Annotated in this window: 15 protein-coding genes; 9 read left to right on the top strand and 6 right to left on the bottom strand. The window is 73.2% G+C overall.

Annotated features, from left to right (window positions below; all coding sequences use genetic code 11):
• Window positions 1-7 precede the first annotated feature (7 nt).
• Window positions 8-406: a TOBE domain-containing protein gene (locus tag ACFYXU_RS21325; RefSeq protein ID WP_329858343.1), complete on the bottom strand. Its 399-nt coding sequence runs from the start codon at window positions 404-406 to the stop codon at window positions 8-10.
• 93 nt (window positions 407-499) lie between these two features.
• Between ACFYXU_RS21325 and ACFYXU_RS21330 the strand changes: the two genes are divergently transcribed.
• Window positions 500-1,303, top strand: a complete 804-nt coding sequence (locus ACFYXU_RS21330) for a hypothetical protein (protein ID WP_389406790.1) — start codon at window positions 500-502, stop codon at window positions 1,301-1,303.
• 147 nt (window positions 1,304-1,450) lie between these two features.
• Here the strand turns inward: ACFYXU_RS21330 and ACFYXU_RS21335 are convergent, their stop codons facing one another.
• Entirely contained in the window at window positions 1,451-2,155 is a 705-nt protein-coding gene (locus ACFYXU_RS21335; protein WP_329858339.1) for a TetR/AcrR family transcriptional regulator C-terminal domain-containing protein, read from the bottom strand.
• Window positions 2,156-2,283: 128 nt separating this feature from the next.
• On the opposite strand from ACFYXU_RS21335, the gene ACFYXU_RS21340 reads away from it, so the two are divergent.
• On the top strand, window positions 2,284-3,507 hold the full coding sequence (locus ACFYXU_RS21340) for a saccharopine dehydrogenase family protein (protein ID WP_376510396.1): 1,224 nt from the start codon (window positions 2,284-2,286) through the stop codon (window positions 3,505-3,507).
• Window positions 3,508-3,629: 122 nt separating this feature from the next.
• On the opposite strand, the gene ACFYXU_RS21345 is transcribed toward ACFYXU_RS21340, so the two are convergent.
• From ACFYXU_RS21345 to ACFYXU_RS21360, 4 genes are all read right to left on the bottom strand, one after another.
• Window positions 3,630-5,516: an SMI1/KNR4 family protein gene (locus ACFYXU_RS21345; protein WP_389459239.1), complete on the bottom strand. Its 1,887-nt coding sequence runs from the start codon at window positions 5,514-5,516 to the stop codon at window positions 3,630-3,632.
• 582 nt (window positions 5,517-6,098) lie between these two features.
• A complete protein-coding gene (locus ACFYXU_RS21350) occupies window positions 6,099-7,502 on the bottom strand; it encodes a sulfatase (protein WP_384568413.1) in 1,404 nt (467 codons plus the stop codon).
• Between the two features lie 126 nt (window positions 7,503-7,628).
• Window positions 7,629-7,721 carry a putative leader peptide gene (locus ACFYXU_RS21355; RefSeq protein WP_376510390.1) on the bottom strand — a complete coding sequence of 31 codons (93 nt, stop codon included), beginning with the start codon at window positions 7,719-7,721 and terminating at the stop codon, window positions 7,629-7,631.
• A gap of 399 nt (window positions 7,722-8,120) precedes the next feature.
• Window positions 8,121-9,272, bottom strand: a complete 1,152-nt coding sequence (locus tag ACFYXU_RS21360) for a S1 family peptidase (RefSeq protein ID WP_389406793.1) — start codon at window positions 9,270-9,272, stop codon at window positions 8,121-8,123.
• Window positions 9,273-10,600: 1,328 nt separating this feature from the next.
• Here ACFYXU_RS21360 and ACFYXU_RS21365 point away from each other — a divergent pair.
• From ACFYXU_RS21365 to ACFYXU_RS21395, 7 genes are all read left to right on the top strand, one after another.
• Window positions 10,601-13,378: a hypothetical protein gene (locus ACFYXU_RS21365; protein ID WP_389406794.1), complete on the top strand. Its 2,778-nt coding sequence runs from the start codon at window positions 10,601-10,603 to the stop codon at window positions 13,376-13,378.
• Between the two features lie 47 nt (window positions 13,379-13,425).
• Complete coding sequence (locus ACFYXU_RS21370) at window positions 13,426-14,175, top strand: hypothetical protein (protein ID WP_389406795.1); 750 nt, start codon at window positions 13,426-13,428, stop codon at window positions 14,173-14,175.
• A 67-nt stretch (window positions 14,176-14,242) separates the two neighbouring features.
• Window positions 14,243-15,565: a hypothetical protein gene (locus ACFYXU_RS21375; protein ID WP_389406796.1), complete on the top strand. Its 1,323-nt coding sequence runs from the start codon at window positions 14,243-14,245 to the stop codon at window positions 15,563-15,565.
• Window positions 15,566-15,576: 11 nt separating this feature from the next.
• A complete protein-coding gene (locus ACFYXU_RS21380; protein WP_361392314.1) occupies window positions 15,577-15,975 on the top strand; it encodes a hypothetical protein in 399 nt (132 codons plus the stop codon).
• Window positions 15,976-15,994: 19 nt separating this feature from the next.
• Window positions 15,995-16,192 (top strand): hypothetical protein, encoded by a 198-nt coding sequence (locus ACFYXU_RS21385; RefSeq protein ID WP_361392317.1) that lies wholly within the window; start codon window positions 15,995-15,997, stop codon window positions 16,190-16,192.
• 20 nt (window positions 16,193-16,212) lie between these two features.
• A complete protein-coding gene (locus ACFYXU_RS21390; protein ID WP_389406797.1) occupies window positions 16,213-16,443 on the top strand; it encodes a hypothetical protein in 231 nt (76 codons plus the stop codon).
• The gene (locus ACFYXU_RS21395) at window positions 16,440-20,483 is read left to right on the top strand and encodes an AHH domain-containing protein (protein ID WP_389459242.1); all 4,044 of its coding nucleotides are present in this window, start codon (window positions 16,440-16,442) and stop codon (window positions 20,481-20,483) included. The genes ACFYXU_RS21390 and ACFYXU_RS21395 overlap by 4 nt, the downstream gene beginning before the upstream one ends.
• Window positions 20,484-20,494 lie beyond the last annotated feature (11 nt).

Consider the following 20,494-nt stretch of genomic DNA (forward strand, 5'->3'; position numbering starts at 1 on the left):
ACGCGGGTCAGGGCAGGTCGACGTGCACGCTGGTCGACTTCACGCGGGCGGTCACGGTGACCCCGACGTCCAGGGCCAGCTCGTCGACGGCCTCGCGCGTCACCAGCGACACCAGGCGGTGCGGCCCGGCCTGGACCTCGACCTGCGCCGCGACCTCGTCGAGCCGTACGGCGGTGACGATTCCGACGAACGAGTTCCGCACGGACGTCGGCACGTCCTGCTCCGGTACGGCGTGCAGTCCGGCCCCGCGCTCCGCCGCGAAGCGGGCCAGCGCCACCCCGTCGATGACGCGCTTGCCGGCCCGGTCGCGCTCCATGCCCAGCTTGCCGCCGTCCGCCCACCGGCGAACGGTCTCCGAACTGACTCCGAGCAGCTGCGCGGCCTGCCCAATGCTGTACGACGGCACACCGGCACTCTAGGCCAAGGAAGCCCCGGGAGGCGCGCCCGCCGGAGCGCGGTGCCGTGCATGATGGCAGCGGTCTTTCCGGAGGGGGCACAGATGAGCCGACAGGATCGCGCGGACGCCTTGGACGCCGAGTTGACGACCCGACCGCTGCCGCCGACGGCCGTGTCCGTCCTGGGCGGGTGGCTGGCGGGCACGGGGGCGCCGTACGCGCGGGGCACGGGGGCGCACGCCGTGTCGTTCGCGCCCGAGCGCTGGTCGAGCGTCCCGTCCTGGCCCGCGACGGCGGTCCCGGCGGCGGGCCCCCTCAGCCGCGCCCGGGTGACGGACGCCGTGCGCGAGGCGGTACGGGAGGGCCGGTGGGCCGAAGCCCTCGCCGTCCCGTACGCCTGGGGGCACGGCGGCACCGGCTACGGCCCCCACCGGCTGCGGAAGATCCTGGCCGCGCCGCATGCCCCGCGGGCGCTCGCGGAAGCGGCCTCGGTCCTGAGTGAGGACGGCCCGGTCGAGGCCTATCGCGTGCTGCGCGGCGCGGTGAAGGGGCTGGGACCGGCGTTCTTCACCAAGTTCCTGTACTTCGTCGACCAGGCCGCGGACGCGCCCGCCACCCCTCGTGCGCCCGCCGCCCCTCGCGCGCTCGTCCTGGACCGGAAGGTCGCCCGCGTCCTGCGGGCGCACGCCGCTCGCGTCGGACGCGAGGCCGACCTGCCGGCGGCGGCCGGTACCGCGGCCTGGATCTGGTCCGACGGCGGCTGGACGGAGCACCGCTACGCCGTGTACCTGCGCTGGGTCGCCCACGCGTCCCGGCAGCTCGCCTCCGCCGGGATCGGATGGCCGGAGGACAGCCCGGACCTGCTCGAACTCGCCCTGTTCAGCGAGATCTGGGATCCGGCGCGCTGACTCCCGGCCGGAGCGGCCCCCGTTCAGGGAGTGGTTCCGGGGACGGTGCGGATCCGCCCCGGGCTGCCGCGGATCCGGATGGGGACCTCCCCGACGGACCAGCCGGCCACCTGGACCCGCGCGGTGTGCTCCCGGGCGGCCACCGGCTCATGCCGTCGCGGCCAGCCGCGCCTCCGCCCCGTCCAGGAGCGTGTCCAGCACGACGGGATAGGCACTGTCGTTCATCCGGCCGGCGAGGAGGTGCGCGGTGGCGGCGATGTGCGGATGCGTCGCGGCGGGCAGCCGGGCGTAGGTCGAGGTCCACATCTCCTCGTCCGCCTCCCGGACCTCGTCCTGGATCGCCAACGCGCCCGCGTCCAGGGCGGCGAAGGCCAGCGCCAGGTCGATGAAGGCGTGGTAGACACCGACCGCGTCCGCGTCCCCGAAGCCCGCGCCGCGCAGGATGCCGAGGATCGTCTCGTCCACCTCGATCTCGCGGGGCCGGCCCGTCACCCGGCTCGCGGTCAGCAGCGCCGCCTGGGGATGGGCCAGGTAGGAGGCGTGGATGGCCAGGCCCAGGGACCGCAGATCCCCGCGCCACGCCCCGGTGGCCGTCCAGCTGTCCAGGGCCCGTCCCATCAGCTCCTCGCCGATCGCCCGGGTCAGGCCGTCCAGGCCGGCGAAGTACCGGTAGACGGTGCTCGGGTCGGCGCCGAGCGCCGCGCCGAGCCGGCGGGCGGTGAGCCCCGCGCTCCCGTGCTCGCGCAGCATCCGCAGGGCCGTCTCCACGATCAGCCGCTCCGACAGCACCGTGCCCTGCCGGGTCGGCCGCCGCCTGCGCCGCTCCGCCTCGGGGACCACCTTCTTCGGCACCGCGCCACCACCCCGTCGCCACCCGCGTGTCCTTATGCCAACGTCGTAGACTTTAACCGCCGGGGTCGTGTTCCATCGAGGCGTCCCCGGGCGTTCGCCGGGACGGACTCGACGAATGGGTGTGTGACATGCGTGTACTTCTCGTGGGTGCGGGCGGCGTCGGAACCGCCGTCACCCGTATCGCGGCCCGCCGTGACTTCCTGACCCACATGGTCGTCGCCGACTACGACCCGTCCCGCGCGGAGGCGGCCGTGGCGGCGCTCGACGACCCGGACGGCCGTTTCACCGCCCGGCGCGTGGACGCCTCGGACGAGGCCGCGGTCCGCGCCCTCCTCCTGGAGGAGCGCTGCGACGTCCTGCTGAACGCGACCGACCCCCGCTTCGTGATGCCCCTGTTCGACGCGGCGCTCGCCGCGGGCACGCACTACGTCGACATGGCGATGTCGCTGTCCGTGCCCCACCCGAGCGCCCCCTACGAGGAGTGCGGGGTCAAGCTCGGCGACGAGCAGTTCGCCAGGGCCGGGGCCTGGGAGTCCGCCGACCGCCTCGCCCTGGTCGGCATGGGCGTCGAACCGGGCCTCTCCGACGTGTTCGCCCGCTACGCGGCCGACGAGCTCTTCGACGAGATCGAGGAGATCGGCGTCCGCGACGGAGCGAACCTCACCGTCGAGGGCTACGACTTCGCCCCCTCCTTCAGCATCTGGACCACCATCGAGGAGTGTCTCAACCCGCCCGTCGTCTACGAGAAGGACCGGGGCTGGTTCACCACGGCACCCTTCAGCGAGCCGGAGGTCTTCGACTTCCCCGACGGCATCGGCCCGGTGGAGTGCGTCAACGTCGAGCACGAGGAGGTCCTCCTCGTGCCCCGCTGGGTCGACGCGCGCCGGGTGACGTTCAAGTACGGACTCGGCGACGACTTCATCGCCAAGCTGAAGACCCTCCACGAACTGGGCCTCGACTCCACGGAGAAGGTCACCGTCCCGGGCGCGGACGGCCCCGTCCAGGTCTCCCCGCGCGACGTGGTCGCCGCGTGCCTCCCCGACCCGGCCACGCTCGGTGACCGCATGAAGGGCAAGACCTGCGCCGGCACCTGGGTCAAGGGGACCAAGGACGGCGCGGCCCGCGAGGTGTACCTCTACCACGTCGTCGACAACGAGTGGACGATGCGCGAGTACGGTTCCCAGGCCGTGGTCTGGCAGACCGCCATCAACCCCGTGATCGCCCTGGAGCTCATCGCCGCCGGGACCTGGAAGGCGAGCGGGGTCCTCGGCCCGGAGGCGCTCCCGCCCCGGCCGTTCCTCGACCTGCTCGGCGCCTACGGCTCCCCGTGGGGGCTCCGCGAGGAGCGCTGACCCCCGGCCCCCCCGGCCGCCGGAGGGCCGCCGGGCTTAGGCCGGTGACCCCCGGGAGGCCGGGCTCAGGGCCGTTGGCCCTGGGCGTCAGGGACCAGGGCCGTACCCCCGGACCGTCGGGCTCAGGGCTGGTGCCGCTCGAAGCGGAGGTACACGTAGCTCTCGCCCTCCCGAGGCGCCCGCGTCCAGGAGCGGGTGGTGAAGGTGCGGAGCCTGCTCCCGGTCAGGGCGAGCCGGGGCAGGGAGAGGCCCAGCGACTGGTGCAGGGCGCGGAGGGCCCGGCGCACGCCCTCCCCGTCGCGGTCCTCCGGGCGGAAGAGCCGCGCCGGGTCCAGTGCCTCGGGAAGGCTGCCGGAGCACTCGGTCTCCGAGCCCCGCACCGTCAGGGAGCCGACCTCCCGGCCGTGCTCGGCCACCGAGACGTGGAAGGCGGCCGGGCGCTCCCCGGGCGCCCGGCGCCAGGGGTCGCACCACACGACGACCGCCCGGCCGGACGCCGAGGCGGCCACGGCGGGGGACCGGAGCGACGGGGAGAGGGTGGCGTGGGAGTAGCCGTCGAAGGCGAAGGCCCACGCTTCCTCGGTCCGCCCGACGGCCACCACCGCGCGGTCCTCCCACAGCTCCACGCCCTCCCGCTGGTGCGACCTGGGCGCCCGCCAGGAAGTGGTCAGCGCGTCGACCGGTGCGCTCAGCTCCGCTCCCTCCTCGCCGATCAGGGCGGGCAGCCGGGCCGGGTCGGCGCCCTCGGCCCAGACACAGCGGAAGCCGTCGAACGCCGGCTGGTGGACGGTGTCCTCCGTCAGCCAGACGAGGCCCGGTGGGTCGAGGTCCGGCACGGGCTCGGGGGAGGCGCCCGACTCCCCGGACCGAGGCGTCGCGAGGATCTCCCGCCCGCGCTCGGGGGTGACCAGCGCACCGAGGAGCGGATCGGCGAGCAGCCCGAGCGGGGCGATGAGCGCGGGCCCCGGTGCCTCCCACAGCGGCAGCGACGCGCGCAGGATCCGCCAGGCGGCATCGGTCGGACCCCAGCGGGCCGACTCCCGGGCCTCGGCCACGGCCCGGCCCCACGCCCCGGCCGGCTCGTATCGGTGGGTGCCGTCCCGCAGCGCGCCCAGGAGCGTCTCCAGGGCCTCCCGGGAGACTCCTCGGGCCGTCATCATCCCGAGCCAGTGGTCGTCCCCGCCGGACCGACTGCTTCCGTGTGCCGTGGCCATGGCCTGCACGGGGAGGAGCTCCGTCAGGTATCGCGGGTCGACCGCCAGGAACCCGAGGTCCGGTGAGGTCCGCGGAGCAAGCAGGTGCTGTATCTGGGTGAGGAGGACGCGGGCTCCCGGCCGCCCGAAGGCGCGCGCCTCCTCGAGCAGCGGCACCGCCTCCTCGTACCGTCCGCGCAGGGCGAGGAGACGGGCCGCTACGACGTGGGCGTCCTGGGCGCGCGTGGTCGCGTTCACGAAGTCGGGGCTGCCCGCCCTGTCGCCGTGGAACCCCCGGTACATGGCCTCCATGTACGCGCGGAACGACGGGAAACGGTCGGGCAGCTCGCCGCCCCACCCCTTGAACACGTACAGCGCCCACTCCCCGTCCTCGTCGACGTCGCCCGGGTCGAGCAGGGCGTGCGACATGTCGGACTCCGTCTCCAGCCGCAGCGCCCGCCGCCACATCCCGGCCAGCAGGACCTCCTGCGCCGTCGGGTCCTCGTCCAGACACTCCTCGTACGTCTCGGCCATGCCGTACGGATCGCCGAACCAGTCGATGGACGCGACGCCGCCGAGCCGGTGGATCGCCGCCGTCTGCTCGACGACCCAGCCGTCGCTGACGGCCAGGAACGCCCGGTACGACGGCGGCAGCCGCACGCCGAGGCGCTTCTCGGCCGCGGCGATCGCCGCCTCGCCCGCACCGGGCTCACCGAGGGGGACCTCGGCCTCGTCGTCGTCCGCGTCGGCCTCGGGGACCCACTCGTCCTGCCAACGCCGCAGGAAGTCGTGCCAGTTGAAGGGCTCGTCGTTCATGCTCCGGATGCTGTCATCCGGCACTGACAACGCCCCCGACCCTTCGCACCCCACCGGTCCGGAACGGGCCGGTCCGCCTTCCTCCGCGCCACCGGGGGAACCTCGTCGTCCATGCCGCTCCGGGGCGGCACGGCGCCCGCCCGACCATCCTCGTGACCGGGCGGGAACGCGGTCAGGTCGTGTGTCGGAAGTGCTCTAGGTTGGCTGACGTGACTGGGTGGGGGCGGAGTTATCGATTTGTCGGACCGGCAGAGCTGAAGGCCGCGGTGCGACCTGGTGACGGCGGACGTCGTATCGGCTCGGCGGGTGACTTCGACGGCTGGATCGTGGAGCAATCGGCGGTGGAGCTGGCCGAGCCGTTCACCTTTGTGGTCGGCGCAGACGGTGCGCTTCGGCTGGCGCCACGCCGGAGCGAGCACGTGGCCTGTGCGGGCGGAGACGTGCGGCATGGAACGTGGATCCCAACCACGTGACGCAGGCCGGCCAGTCCGTCGCTGCCCCGCACAACCTCGCCATGAATCGGCGCAACGGCAGCTCACACGCCATTTCGGCCTGCTCGGAGCGGACCGCCTGCCACCCCCTTCAGTAGCGGAGCAGCCCCGCGTCGATGCGTTCCCAGGCGGAGCGGAGTTCGGCGAGGCGGTTCTGCTCGGAGCGGGCCCGGTCCGCCTGCTCGCGGGAGTCCTCGGAGAGGTGGAACAGCTGGTCGCGGCCGGACTTGCCCCGGTAGTACTTCCAGTCGCCGCGGCGCAGCGCCCGCTCGCCGCGCACCCGCCAGAAGAGGTCCCGCTCGGGCACCTCGGCGTCGCGCAGCAGGTGCCCGGCGAGGCTCGTGCCGTCGAGGGGGTACGCGGGGTGGGGGCGGGCCCCGGCCAGGTCGAGCAGCGTGGCCGTCCAGTCGGGCGAGAACACCGGCAGGTCGCTGACCTGGCCGCCGTCGATCCGGGCGGGCCAGCGCAGGATCGAGGGGACCCGGATGCCACCCTCCTGGAGCGAGCCCTTGTTCCCGGCCAGCGGCCAGTTGTAGGAGAACCTCTCACCGCCGTTGTCGCTGCCGAAGAAGACGAGGGTGTCCTGCTCCTGGCCGGACCGCTTCAGCGCCTTCAGGACCTGGCCGATCGAGCGGTCAAGGTCCTCCACCATCTCCTTGTACTTCTCCACGGAGCCGCCGTCCTGGTGCCAGAGGGCCGAGCCGTCGCCCGCCTTGATGCGGCGGACGATCTCGTCGCTCGCCTCCTTGTCGCCGTCGGCGATCCAGGGCCAGTGCGGGGTCGTGAAGTTGAGGTTGAGCAGCCACGGCTTCTCGTGGTCGCGGGCCACGTACTCGCTCGCCCGCTCCGTGAGGATCCGCGTGTAGTAGCGCAGGTCCTTGTACTCGGCGTCGCCCTCGTAGAGGTCGTACTCGCCGCCGAGGCCCAGCTTGGAGTAGTACTCCAGGGCCCCGCCGAAGTTGCCGAAGAACTCGTCCCAGCCGGAGCGGGTGGGGGAGTAGTCGGGCAGGTAGCCGCAGTGCCACTTGCCGATGAGGGCGGTGGCGTAGCCCGAGTCTCGGAGCAGCGAGGCGAGCGTGGGGTGGGTGGGCTCCAGGCCGACGGACCGGTCGGCGATCGGCTCGGCGAGCCCGCCCTTCGTACGGCCCGGGTAGCGGCCCGTGTAGAGGCTGAAGCGGGTGGGGGAGCAGGTCGCGGAGCCGGAGTACGCGTCGGTGAAGCGGACGCCCTCGCGGGCCAGCCGGTCCAGGTGGGGCGTGCGGATGTGCGGAGAGCCGTAGGAGGAGAGATCGGCCCAGCCGAGGTCGTCGCCCAGGATGAAGAGGATGTTGGGCCGCCGGGAGTGGCGGCGCGGCCGCGCCGCCCGGAACGGACGCTCCTGCGCGTCGGTCGCGGGGGCCGCCTGCGCGGTGGGCGCGGCGGTGCCGAGGGCGGCCGCGGCGGCGGCGCCGGCGGCGACCCCGCCGAGGGCGCGGCGGGACAGGGGCGTGGACATACGGGTCTCCAGAAGGGCGTGCGGACGTGCGGGCATGCCTCCGGGGGCCCGGCGGGCGGGGGACGGCGCCGCGGGCGGGGCGGGCGGAGGAGCGTGGCGGTGGGGCGGGGCGAGCGGTCCCGGCCGTCAGGGGCAGCGACAGGTCGCGCCGGCGACGCGGACGAGGTCCACGTGGCGGCGCCGGACGAGGGTGACCGAGCGGTCACGCGTGAGCTGCATGAGGCAGGAGTCTGGTCCGGCCGGGAGGGGGCGTCAACGCCGTACGCCCTGGTTGACGCGCGTAGTTCGCATGATCGAAACGCCCGCGCAATCCTGGGAGCGCCGTGCTCCGTGACGGCGGGCGGGTGAGCGGGTGGGTGGGTGAGCGGGCGGGTGGAGTGCGCGGGTCGGACCGTCGCCCGGCAGTCGTCCGGACGGCGGTCGCGCGCGGGCCGAGCCGTCGGACCGTGACCCGGCAGTGGTCCCGGACGGGCCGGACGAGCCGGACGGGAGGCGCGTGCGGCGCCGGACGTTCCGGCACCGCACGCGCCCCCGAGGCCGCCGGATGTCCCGGCGCACGGCCTGACACGGCACACCCGAGGCCGGCCGTGTCAGGGCGTGCGCGTCACGTGGTGCGCGTCAGGTGGTGTGCAGGGTCAGGCCGTAGCGGCCCAGGATCTCGTTGACCGGCTGGAACCACGTCTCTCCGCCCGACGAGCAGTTCCCCCAGCCGCCGGACGTCACGCCCTGCGCCTGGTCGCCGCTGAGGAACGAGCCGCCCGAGTCGCCGCCCTCGGCGCAGACGCTGGTCTTCGTCATCTGGCGCACCGCGCCCTGGCTGTAGTTGACGGTCTCGTTCTTGGCGAGGACGGTCCCGCAGTGCCAGTGCGTCGTCGACCCCGACCGGCAGACGGAGGCCCCCACCGGCGCCTCGGCGGAGCCCCGCACCAGCTGGTCGGGGACGGTGCCCCAGCCGAGCACCACCGGGACGGTCCACCAGCCGCTGTGGATGCCGACGTACGCGTAGTCGTCCCCGGGGAACGAGGAGCCCTGGAAGGTGCCCATCGCCGACCCGTCCCAGCCGCGCACCGCGGCCCCCGCGCCTCCGCAGTGCCCCGCCGTGACGAAGCCTCCGTACACGGAGAAGCCGATCGAACAGCGGACGTTGCCGGTGTAGTACGGGTCGCCGCCGACGGTGCCCGCGGCGTACGTGCGCGGCGCCCCGGCGGACTCGACGACGGTGACGGGGCCGGCCGCCCGCGCCCGGTCCACGAAGGCCCGCACGGCGGGCGTCTCGCGCTCCGTCCGGACGACCGTCACGACGACGCTGTCGGACCGGGGATCGACGTGCCAGCCGGCGATCCCGGCGGGTGCACCGAGCGCGTCCAGGCGCGCCGCGGCGCGGTCGAGCGCGGCCGCGCCGTACCGGACCAGACGGGTGTCCGCGCCCAGGGCCCGGACCGCGGGGGCCTCGGCGGAGTCGGTCAGGGCGACGACGAGGCGGCTCGTGGCCGGGTCGAACCACGCGCCGCCGAAGGCGCTGCCTGCCGTCCGCCGGGCCGCCCGCTCCACGGCCGCGGCCGTCTTCTCGGCACGCAGCCGCTCCTCGGCCTGGGTGGCGGTGAGTCCAAGGTCCCGCCGCATGGCGTCGAGCAGTCCGGCCGTGGCGGCCGGCGCGGCCGCGGAAGGCTCCGGGGGCGGGGCCGCGTCCGCCGCGCCGGCGGCCGCGCCGAGGCCGACCGTCATGAGCAGCGCGGCGAGGGCGGCGCGCAGGGGGGTGGTGCGTTTCACGAGTCCTCCTGGGGTGGGGAGTCGAACGCTTGAGAGCGCTCTCAACGAACGCCGTGCGTCACGCTAACGGGCTTTGATTGTCAGGTCCAGACCAAAAACCGGTCTCGATGGAGCGGCCCTCCGCTACCCACCGCTTCCAGAGGATCCGGTCGACCGGGCGGCGGGGTTCGCACAGAGTCACCCGGAGGCCCGGCCGTTCGCGGGTCCCGTGATCACTCCGGTCGGCGTGCGGGGACCGGGGCCGTCCGCCGTCCACCCGTCCGGGCCGAACCCCGCGCCGCCACCCGGCGCCGTCCGGCCACGCCACCCGGCGCCGTGGGAAACCCAGTTGGGGCATCACGCGGGTGGCGCCCAAGCGCGCGGGCGGGGCCGAGGCCGAAGCCGCCCCGCTCATGGGGGACGTTGACCACCCCGGTACTCGGAGTGGCGGCCCCCAACCTCGGGGCGGCGGCCCCGCCACGCGGTGTCACGAGCGCCTGGGCCGCGGTGCCGTACGCGAGGTCCGACAGGGCACCACTCACTACCGTCCGTCACGTCCACGCAGGGTGACGCGGGATGATTGATGATCCGTCAAGGCGGACGGCCGCATCGCACTTCGGCGTCCCCGTCGCGTGGTCGACCGGCGAGGACGTGTCTAAGCTGAGAGAGGGGAGGACGCAGCCGCAGGCGAGGAGAGCGGGAGCCATGGGCGGCAGGCAGCACGACACCATCACCGGAACGTGTGCGACGGCCGCCGTCGGCGGCCGGGCCGTACGGACCGGCGGATACGCCTCCCCCTCCCGGACCGCCGCCCGTCCCGTCCGAGGCCTGACGAAGAGCCAGAAAGAGCGTCCCCGGAACGATGTCGTCGAGCACGCACGGGAAGCGCCTCCCGACCGGTCCCGGTCCGAAGGACCCCCAGACGCCCGTCGGTCCGCACGCGGCGGAGCCCTACGCACCGCCAGGCGGCCCCACGACCGCCCGCCCCGGCCGCGCCGTCCACGAACGGCCCCCGCACCTCGTCCGCCCCGCCGTTCCCACCAGCACCCCCGCGGAGGCACCTTGACGATCCCGTCCACCATCCGGGCCGCCGCGGCCGGGTGAGATCCGGCCGGCGCGACGGCACAGCACGAGGGAGGGGACGGCCGCGCGTGCCCCGAGCCGCCCCGATCGGCAGGGCACGAACCGAGCCGACCCCGATCGGCAGGGCACGAACCGAGCCGACCCCCATCGGCAGGAGCCGCCCCGAGCCGACCCCCATCGCCAGGGACGAGCGGCACCAGGGGCCATCGATCCGCGTGCGCGGAGAAGCACCTCCGCCGAGGAGCACTTCCGCCAAGGAGCACATCATGGGCCGGAACGAGGGACGCGAGACAGACCGACCGGACCCCGGGCCCGACCGGCCCCTGCGCCTGGTCCCCGGAGTCGGCGAGCACCGGGACGCCGCCGGCGTGCTGCGCTCCTGCGTCGATCCCGGAGCCACGCTCTTCCGCGCCGCGACTCCGCGCGGAGCCGTCGACACCTTCGTACGCGAGCACGCGAAGGACCTCGGCACCGACCGTGCCGACCTCCGCGAGGTCGACACGGCCGAGGGCGCGGCCACGCTCCACGTCCACTACCAGCAGTTCCACCAGGACCTTCCCGTCCTCGGCGCCGGAGTCCGGATGGCCGCCGACACCGGCCGCGCCGCCGTCGTCCAGGTCGTCAACACCCTGGAGCCCGACGTCTCCGAGGCACCCGATCCGCGCGAGGACCAGGGACCCGACGTCGTCCGGAAGGCCGCGCTGCGGCCCTTCCGTACGGGCTACGACTCCGCCGTGATCGTCCGCGACGCACTCGTCCACCTCAGGGACACGTCCCGGCCCGCACTGCCCGACGTCGAACCGCCCACGGCCACGTTCGCGCTCCTCAAGGAGGGCAGGCGGCGCCCCGACGGCGGGCTGCACCTCGTGCACGACCTCGTCGTCGAGACCACCGGCCCCTTCGAACACTTCCGCGTCGTCGTGGACGCCGTCGCCGGAGAACTCCTCTGGACCGAGATCGCCGGGAAGTACGTCACCGCGACGCTCAAGGTCTTCCGGCCCGACCCCGTGACCGAAAAGGACGAGGACTTCGACAGCACCACGGGCCAGGCGGACCTGGTCACGTGCCTGCACGACGTCCAGGCGGACGTCGCTCCGGCCGGCCCCGACGGCAGGTTCCACCTGGACGGCGACTGGTGCCGGTGCCTCGACTGGGACGCCCCCGCCTTCCCCCAGCCGGCACCTTCGTCCGCGGCCTTCGTCTTCACCAACTACCCCGACGACAGGACGTTCCTCAGCGCCAACGCCTACTTCTGGATCGACTCCTTCGCCCGCCACCTCCGCGACCTGGGCCACACCGCCCTCAACAGCAGGATGACCAAGGTGGACGTCGACCCCCAGGGGGCCGCGGACACCGGGCGCAGCGAATGGATCGGTACGACGACACCCCCGCGGATCCGCTTCGACACCGACCACGTGCCGGGAGCCGCCGACCTGGGCGTCATCGTGCACGAGTACACGCACGGAGTCGTGCAGTGGCTCCGGCAGGGCCTCACCGGCGACTTCGAGTACGAGCACGGTGTCTGCGACGCCATGGCCGGCCTCTACCGCGACCGCTTCAACCCCTCGGGCCACCGCCGCGCCGAGACGTTCCCCTTCGACCACAACGCGAAGGACGTCCCGGGCTCCGTGCGCCGGCTCGACCTGTCCCAGCGCTTCGACGACGCCGGGTTCGACGGCTACGCCGCCGACCTCAGGACCTCCATGCTGGCCACGGCCCTGTGGCAGTGCTACCTCGGGATCGGCGGGTCGAAGCCCGACGCCGCCTCCCGGGAGGAGGCCGCCGACCAGATGATCAGGACGCTCCTGGAGACGCTGCCGCTCGTCCCGCCGGACACCGCGGACAGCGGGAGCAACGCCGTCCAGCTGGCCAGGACCTGTATCGCCGCGGACGCCGCCCTCACCGGCGGCGTGTACGGCAAGGTGATGGACGAGGCCTTCGTACGCCAGGGACTGTGGGCCCGGCGGCCCGTCGACCTCTTCATCGCCGACAGCGCCCAGGACAACGGCATCCTCCCGAGCACCGATCCCTTCTGGGTGTCCCCCGACATCTGGGTGCGCAACAAGGACCTCACCACCGGCGACGACCCCGAGGCGGGCCACCAGGAACCCATCGCGAAGCGGCTGAACTACCTCTACGTCCGCGTGCACAACCGGGGCACCGAGACCGCCGCGCCCGACCGGTTCAAGGTCGAGACCTGGCGGTGCGACCCCGGGACCGGGATGATCTGGCCCGACCACTTCAAGTCCATCAGCAAGGAGACGATCCACGAGGCGATCCCGCCCGGCGGATCGGTCCGCGTCGGACCCTTCCCCTGGACCCCCACCGTCGCCGACCACGAATGCCTGATCGCGATCGTGAGCGGAGCGGACGACCCCGCCGTCACCGACACCCTCGCGTCGCTCCGGAAGTCGGTGCCCCACCACCTCGTCGTCAAGTACGACAACAACGTGGGGCAGCGGAACGTGTACCCCCGCAAGTCCGTACTCGGCGGCCAGAACAAGATGGTCATCAGGCTCCGGGGCGGCCCGAGGACCACGGTCGGCCAGTGGCGGCTCGACGCGACCGCGATGCCCGACGACACGCGCATCTCCGTGAAGACCCTGAGCAGCCTCGTGAACGCGTCCTCCCTCACCGGCATCACGGTGACCGGGACCGGAGACGTCCGCTCCACCCTCGGGATGGCGGGCGGCACCACCGCCGTCGTCGACGGCTTCACCCTCGGCGCCGGAGCCGAGGTCGTCGCCGAGATCCTCATCGACTTCTCCCACCAGGCCGAGAACCTGAAGGACTACGACTTCGTCGCCACCCAGATCCAGGACGGCGAGGTCGCCGGACGCATCACGATCGAGATCACCGCGGTGACGGAGTTCGAGGGCGTGTTCTTCGGCAACCCCCACACCATGGAGATGCACATCTCCACCTGCCCCTTCTGGGGGCAGCTCGGCCCCGCGAGCAAAGTCCCGTTCTTCACCCGCGACGACGCGCTCGCCCGCGGCTACGACGGATGCGCGTTCTGCCTCCCCGACGCCGACACCGGCTGACGCGCCCGGACACCCCGGGACCACCCACGGGAAGGAGGCGGAGACAGATGACGGCGACCGGCACCTTCACGGAGGCGCTCACCCTCCGGTACCTGAAGCCCGAGAACGTGCGGGCGCTCCTCGCGCCCGGGACCGACCCGGAGCACCTCCGCGCCCGCGCGCTCCTCGTCTCCGTCTACGACCCCACCCGCCTCGACATCAGGACGGTGGACGCGGTCCAGGTCCTCCACCAGGAGTTCCAGACCGCCGTCCACGCCACGATCGCCGTGCACGGGGCGTGGGACAAGACGATCCCCACGACGGAGCAGGCCCGGGCCACCGTGCGGATCCCGGCCACCCCGGCCGTCCAGTGGATCGACATGTCGCTGGAGACCCTGGTCACGGCCCGGACCGCGCCCGACGGCGGCGTCCTCGCCGCCGTCGACGCGGCGGCCTGGGCCGACGGCGGCACACCGGACTCCTTCGAAGGGACCCACCGGCTGGAGTACACGGACACACCCCCCTACGACCCGACCGCGCCGGCCCGCGGGTTCCCCCTGCGGGTGTCGGCGCTCTTCTTCGACCGCCTCGACCCCGTCGACGCCCTGCGCCGGCTCGGCCAGGCCAGACGGGCGGTCGACGCGGCGAGCCCACGGCCCGAGGCCCACGACGGCGGTGCCCTGCTCGCCTCCAGCGCGTGGCTGGCGGTGTTCCCCGCCGGCCCGCCCGACGACCCCGCGTCACGCGCGACCGAGCAACAGGTCGGCGAACTGCTGGGCACCCAGGGGTTCGTGGCCGCCTTCGAAGCGGCCCCCTGAAGCCCCGGCACACGCCGGCGGCGGCCGGCCCCCGACGACCGGCCGCCCACACGGTGAGGAGCAGTCGATGCCGTACAACTACGTCACCGTCAAAGCGAGCAGCGATCTCTTCGCGCCCGCCACCAGGGCCTTCGGGGACATCGCCGTCATCGGCAAGGGCGCGATCGGCAGCGAGGCGTCCACCACGGCCCGGTCCTTCGCCTACCCGTCCGACGCCGTGACGGCCTACCCGAGAGGCACGACGGAGCTGGCCGCCGACGCGGCCGAGTCCGACACCACCCTCAGCACGCCGGCCGACTTCCCGGCCGACACGGTCGTGACGATCGGAGAGGGCCCGAACGCCGAGCAGCGCACCGTCAGGAGCACCGCCGAGGGAAAGGACGACCACTTCACCTGGACCCTCGACAAGCCCCTCGCGGCCGACCACGAGTCCGGCGAACAGGTCGTCGCGCAGGGGCTCAGCGACCTCGCCGCCGCCATCTCCACGGCCTTCCGGCAGACACCGCCCCCCACCCGCGTCTGGGGCGTCCAGGTGGCCCACTCCAGCCCGGACTGGGGCGACGGGCTCGACGTGGCGAAGGAACTCGCCGTACAGATCGTCGTACTCGCCAACACCCCACTCGGCCAGGACCCCGACACCGACCACCCCGTCGAACTCCTCGCGAAGCACGTCGTCGAAGTCTCCAACACCGGCGGAGACGGCAAGGAACGCATCGGCGTCGCCATGCTCGACCAGACCCTGACGGCCGAGGAACAGGTCGCCCTCAACAAAGGCGCGATCCACGACGCGCGCATGGTCCTCATCGCGCACAAGTCGGCCCACGACGACGTCGCGGCGGCGGTGGCCGGAGTCGTCGCAGGCTACGAGCCGCACATCTCCCTGCTGCTCAAACCCCTCTCGATCGAGATGACCGAACGCTTCACCGTCGCCGACATCGACACCCTCGCCGCCGGCTCCGTCAACTGGGTGACCAGCCCCGCGCTGCTCCCCGGCGGCGGCCTGTACATGGGAGAGGGACTCACCGCGAGCCCGAGCGGCAACAAGAAGTACATCGACATCGTGCGGACGCTCGACGACGTCGGCTTCCGCGTCAAGGCGTCGCTGATCGAGGCCATCGGGGACCTCCGCATCGACCGCCCCGGCCTGCGCACCGTCGTCACGCTCGTCCAGACCGTGCTCTCCCCGCTGGTGAACCAGGGGGTCATCGAGAGCTACTCCCTCCACATCCCCCTCCTCGTGCTGTTGGAGCGGGACCGCGCCACGCTGACCCCCGACGAGGTGAAGCTCATCGCCGACACCCGGAGCAGTCGCGCCGTCGACATGGAGGTCTCCGTGGTCTACGCGGGCGTGATCCACCAGATCACCGTCAAGCTGTCCCTCAAGGGTTAAGGAGCCGAGTGATGACCGAGGTCAAGTGGGACACCCGGTTGACGGTGATGATCGGCACGACGGTGATCACCCCGATCGACTCGTTCAACCCCACGTTCAACAGTCCCGTGATGCCCCTCCACTCGCTGGAGGCGGACAACGTCGCCCACATCGTCCAGCCCAAGGCCTTCACCTTCTCCATGGCCGTGAAGGCGATCGGTCCCGCGGTGGCCAAGCTCACCCAGATGGCCCTGGCCCACGAGACGTTCAGCATCGGCGTCCAGGAGGCCTCGGGCACCGACTGGACCTTCCAGCAGATCGCCTTCAACGACTGCTACATCACCTCCGCCGCCAGCACGATCGTGATCGACGGCGTGCCGACGACCACCTTCAACTGCGTCTGCCTGGCCGTCACCGCCACCAGCGCCTGAGCGGACTCCGGAGGAACCGATGCCGCACCAGGAGAGCGAACCCCGGGACGCCGTGCCCGAAGCCGTCGGACCGGAGCCGGTCGTGGTCTCCGGCCCGGGGGCGGACCTCCACTTCTACTTCCCGATCGAGGTCGTCCTGGCCGGGGACATCGCCGAGGACACCCGCCAGGACCTCGTGGCGGGAATCTGGGAGGCCCTGCACGAGGCCCTCAGCTGACCCCCGGCCCGGAGCGTCCCATGCGCACGATCACCTGCCACTTCCCGATCACCGTGAGGATCACGGGCACGCCCTCGCCCGCTGCCCTGGAACGCCTCGGCGAGGTGGTCGAGGAGGCCCTCGCCCGCAGGCTGCGGCTCGCCAGGGCCCGCCTCGCGGCGGCCGGTTACCCCGACATCGTCCCGGCGCCCGCCGACCCCGCCGGGACGGCGGCGGCGAGCGCGGCGGCGCCCCCGAGGACACGACCGTGAACACCGCCGCCGGGTCCGCGCCACCCGCCGCCGGGACGGCGGCCGGACGCGGCACGGCGTACCGCAGGCTCCACCTCCCCGCGTCGGTCGTCTTCGGAGGGGACCGTGAGCGGTTCCCGTACGAGGCGCTGCTGGAGCGGCTGTTGCTCCGCGCCGTCGCCGACGCGGTGGCGACGGACGACCGCGACGGAGGACTCGCCCGGCCCGTACGGCTGCTCGCGGACCGCGAGACCCCGGGGGCCCGCACCGAGGGGACGCGCCGCTCCCTCACGGCGGCCGCCACGCGTGAGGAGACGGGGGCCACGCCGACGAACGGCGCGTCCGGTCACGGCCTGCTGGCCTTCGCCGTGGCCGCACCCGACGAGGGCGACGGTGCGTCCGGCACCACCCCGGCGTCCACCGGCGCGGACGAGCAGGCCCCCGAGCTCGACCATGACCACGAACAAGGCACCGGGGAGCCGGACGAGGGAGCGGCAGGGAAGGAGACCGAGGACGGCACCGCGCGGACAGACGAGGCCGCCACGGAAGCCGGCCCCACGGACGGCGCGGAGACGGAACCCGGCGTCACCGTGGTGCAGGAGAGGCGGACGGGAACCTCGGACAGCGGGACCCCGGAGGAGGCGGCGGCGCACGACGCACCGGCCGAAGGCCCCGCCCCCCAGGACGCGGCCGCCGCCCCGGCGGACGACGACGCCGGCACCGACCCGCGCGACGAGGTCGTCGCGGGGCCCAGCCCCGTCGACGGACGGGCCGTGATGGTGATCGGTGCCACGCAGCTCGTGCTGCTGGGCGAGGCCACCCGCCACGCCCGCTCGCGCAGCTTCGTCCACGCGGTGCAGCTCGGCGACCACCTCTTCGGCGCCCGCTCGTTCGCCGTCCTCGAAGGCCCGCTCGGCACCAGGGAGAGCGTCCACTGGGCCGTCGCCACCGCGCCGACCGTGACCGACGAGGTCATGGGCCGGGAGCTCGCGCACTGGGAGTACGAGGGCCAGAAGATCAGCACCTTCAAGGGCTTCACCGTGCTGCCCGTGGTCACCACCCTCGACGGACACCGCTACGGCGTCCAGCTGCTCTGGACCAAGGAGCGTGGCTGGCTGTACGGGTCGAAGGAGGAGGGCAAGCGCTGGGTCAGGCTCAGCAGGTCGTCCCCCGAGCACTGGCTGTCCCGCGAACGGTTGAGGACCCTCGCCTTCCAGGACCTCGACCGGCTGGTCGAGGCCGCACTCGCCGGCGACGGCGACAGCCTCGCGAAGGCGGCGGAGCAACTGGGCGAGATGGACGCGAAGGCCTTCGCCCTGGTCGACGGGGAGACCAGGGAGAAGTACCTGCGGGTGCTCGTCAAGGCCTGGACCTTCGAGGAGCAGCGGCACGCGGTCATCGAGATCATGCGGTCGATCGAGGGCATGGCCGACCTGCTCGCCGTCCGCGACCGGCTGATCCAGCACGGTCTGTACGAGCAGCTCTTCGCCGACCTGGGGAACGACCTCTGGACGCTGCTGGTCGACATCGGCAGGAAGTTCGGCGACCACCGGCCCTTCGGAGCGGGGGAGTTCCTCGGGCTGGTGACCGAGGCGTTCAACCTGGGGACGGACCGGGACGCGACGCTGAAGTCGGGCGTCGAGGACGAGGTCACGGACGTTCCCGACCTCAAACTCATGATCCAGTTCGAGGAGGCGGCGCGGGCGGCCACGGGATTCGTTCTCTCGACCCTCGATTCGTTCAAGATGATGCTCACCGAGCCCGAGAAGATCCTCTCCGGCCTCTACCAGCTCGCCCGCCTCCAGTACCTCTGCCACCGGTCCCGCTTCGGCGACAAGAAGGCGCAGGAGGAACTGCGGGAACTCGTCCGCCACATCGGCGCGGCCCTCGTCGACGGACTGCGCGGCGCCGCCCTGCTCGGAGTCGGTCCGCGGGCCGCGACCCGGATCAAATGGGGCGTGATCATCGAGGCGCTCACCTGGATGACGGAGATCAAGGCCGTCGTCGAGGCCGCGGTCAAGATCGAGAAGATCGCCGCCGTCCTGCGCTTCCTCAAGCTGCTGAAGGCCACCGAGGCCGAGCTGTACGCCGCGCGGTTCAGCCGGCTGGCGTCCGTCCTGCACGGTGGCAGCGAGGTGCTGAAGGCCCTCAAGGACGAGCACGAGGTGGCGGACCTGCTGCGCATGCTCCCCGAGGAGGACGGCGCCCGCCTCGGCGCGGTCCTCAGCGAGGTCGACGTGCCCGCGGGCAGCACGCTCACCTCGCTGGTGGAGCATCCCCGGCTCGGTCCGGTCGTCGCCGACTTCCAGCGGAAGGCCGAGGTCCTGCACGTCCTCGGCCTGAAGTCGGGCGGCCTCACGCCCGAGCTGGCGCGGGTCTACGGCCGGCTGATCGGGAGGGACGGCTTCGAGACCGCCGAAGTCGGCCGGATCGCCGTGGAGCTGAAGGAGGGTGAGGGCGGCCGGTTCTCCCACATGCTGGAGCAGATCGGCCTCGACCGGATCGGCGCCCGCGCGGAGGTGAAGGCGGACCTGCTGGCGCTGCTCGCCGCCGAGCCCCGCCGCATGGAGGCCGTCGCCCAGTACGGGATCGACGTCGTCCAGGGGATGCACGGCCGCGCCGGGGGAAAGGCGGAGGCCTTCGACGCCATGCTCGTACGCCTGGACCGGATCCGGACGAAGGAGGTCACGGGCGACCGGGCGGTCGGGTTCGGCGAGTTCCTCGACAGGCTCCGGCGCGGTGACAAGGCCTCCTGGCGGCGGGTGGCCCCACCGCCCCGCCCGCCCCGCCCGCCCCGCGTCAGGGTGTCGCCCCCGCTCCGCGCCAAGGCGTCGACCGCCGCGAAGGCCCCGGTCCTGGAGCGCATCAAGCAACTGCGCAGGCGCTTCCCGAAGGCCCCAGGCCCGGACCGCAGGGCCATGGAGGCGGCACTGGAGCAGATCAAGCGCATCAACCGGACCGACCCCGAGGACGCGATGGAGCGTCTGGAGTGGCTGGAGGAGCAGCTCCGGAAGCGGAAGTCGAAGGAGGGACAGCTCGCCGCGGACATCGCGGAGGCGGAGGGGAAGGCGGGCCGCGAGAGCAAGGCCCTCCACCACGAGCCCGACGAGGTGCCGCCGGAGGCGCTCGGCGTCCGGGACGAGCTCCGGTCGAAGCTGACCGAGGCCGAGGAGGCCTCCCGCGCCCTCGCGGCGAACATGGAGGCGATCGGCCAGCACCAGCCGTACGGGCACGACGCGCACCACATCGTCGCCTGGACCGACCGGCGGGCCGGGCCCGCGCGGGAGATCCTCGAATGGGCCGGTGTCGACCCCCGGGCCGATCCGCTGAACGGCGTCTACCTCCCGCGTACCTCCGAGGACCCGAGGATCGTCCCCCAGGCCCTGACGCGCCACCAGACGCTGCACACCGACAACTACTACAAGGAGGTGACGAGGCGGCTCGTGGAGGCCCGCAGGACGGGCGGGAAGGAAGGGGTGATCCGCGAGATGGTCGAGATCAAGAGGGACCTCATCAACGGATGGAAGGACCCGGGCCCGGTCGGAACTCCGAAGGTCCCGGCGACGACCCCCAAGGCTGCCAAGACCGCGAAGGCGCCCAAGGCACCCAAGGCGCCCAAGGCACCCAAGGCACCCAAGGCGCCCAAGCCTCCCGCGGCAGCGAAGCCCGCCGCGCCGGCCAAGGCCTCCAAGCCCCCCGAAAGCGCCGCCCCGCGCCCCTCGCGCAAGAAGGCGAAGAAGCAGAACTTCGCCGAGTGGTTCGAGGAGTACAGCCCCACCCTGGACTGGCTCACCGAGGAGGAGCGCCGGGAGGCCGTCGAGAAGGCGACCCGCCCGCCCGGCCGACGACGGAAGCGGGCACCGAAGCCCGCCCCCGCCCCCGCCGCCCCCGCGCCGTCCGCGCTGAAGCCCGACGGAGGCACGCCGGGCGCGCCCCCCCGACCAGGGCGCGCCGCCCGGACCGGGCCCCGGCGACGCTCTCGGGGAATTCGCGAAGGAGGCCCCGAAGCACGCGCGGAAGCGGCTGCCCGGACACCCGTCGGAGGAGGACCGGAAAGATGACCAGGAAAGGT

Origin of the sequence: Streptomyces sp. NPDC002232 (assembly GCF_042890295.1) — a bacterium.
Classification (GTDB): domain Bacteria; phylum Actinomycetota; class Actinomycetes; order Streptomycetales; family Streptomycetaceae; genus Streptomyces.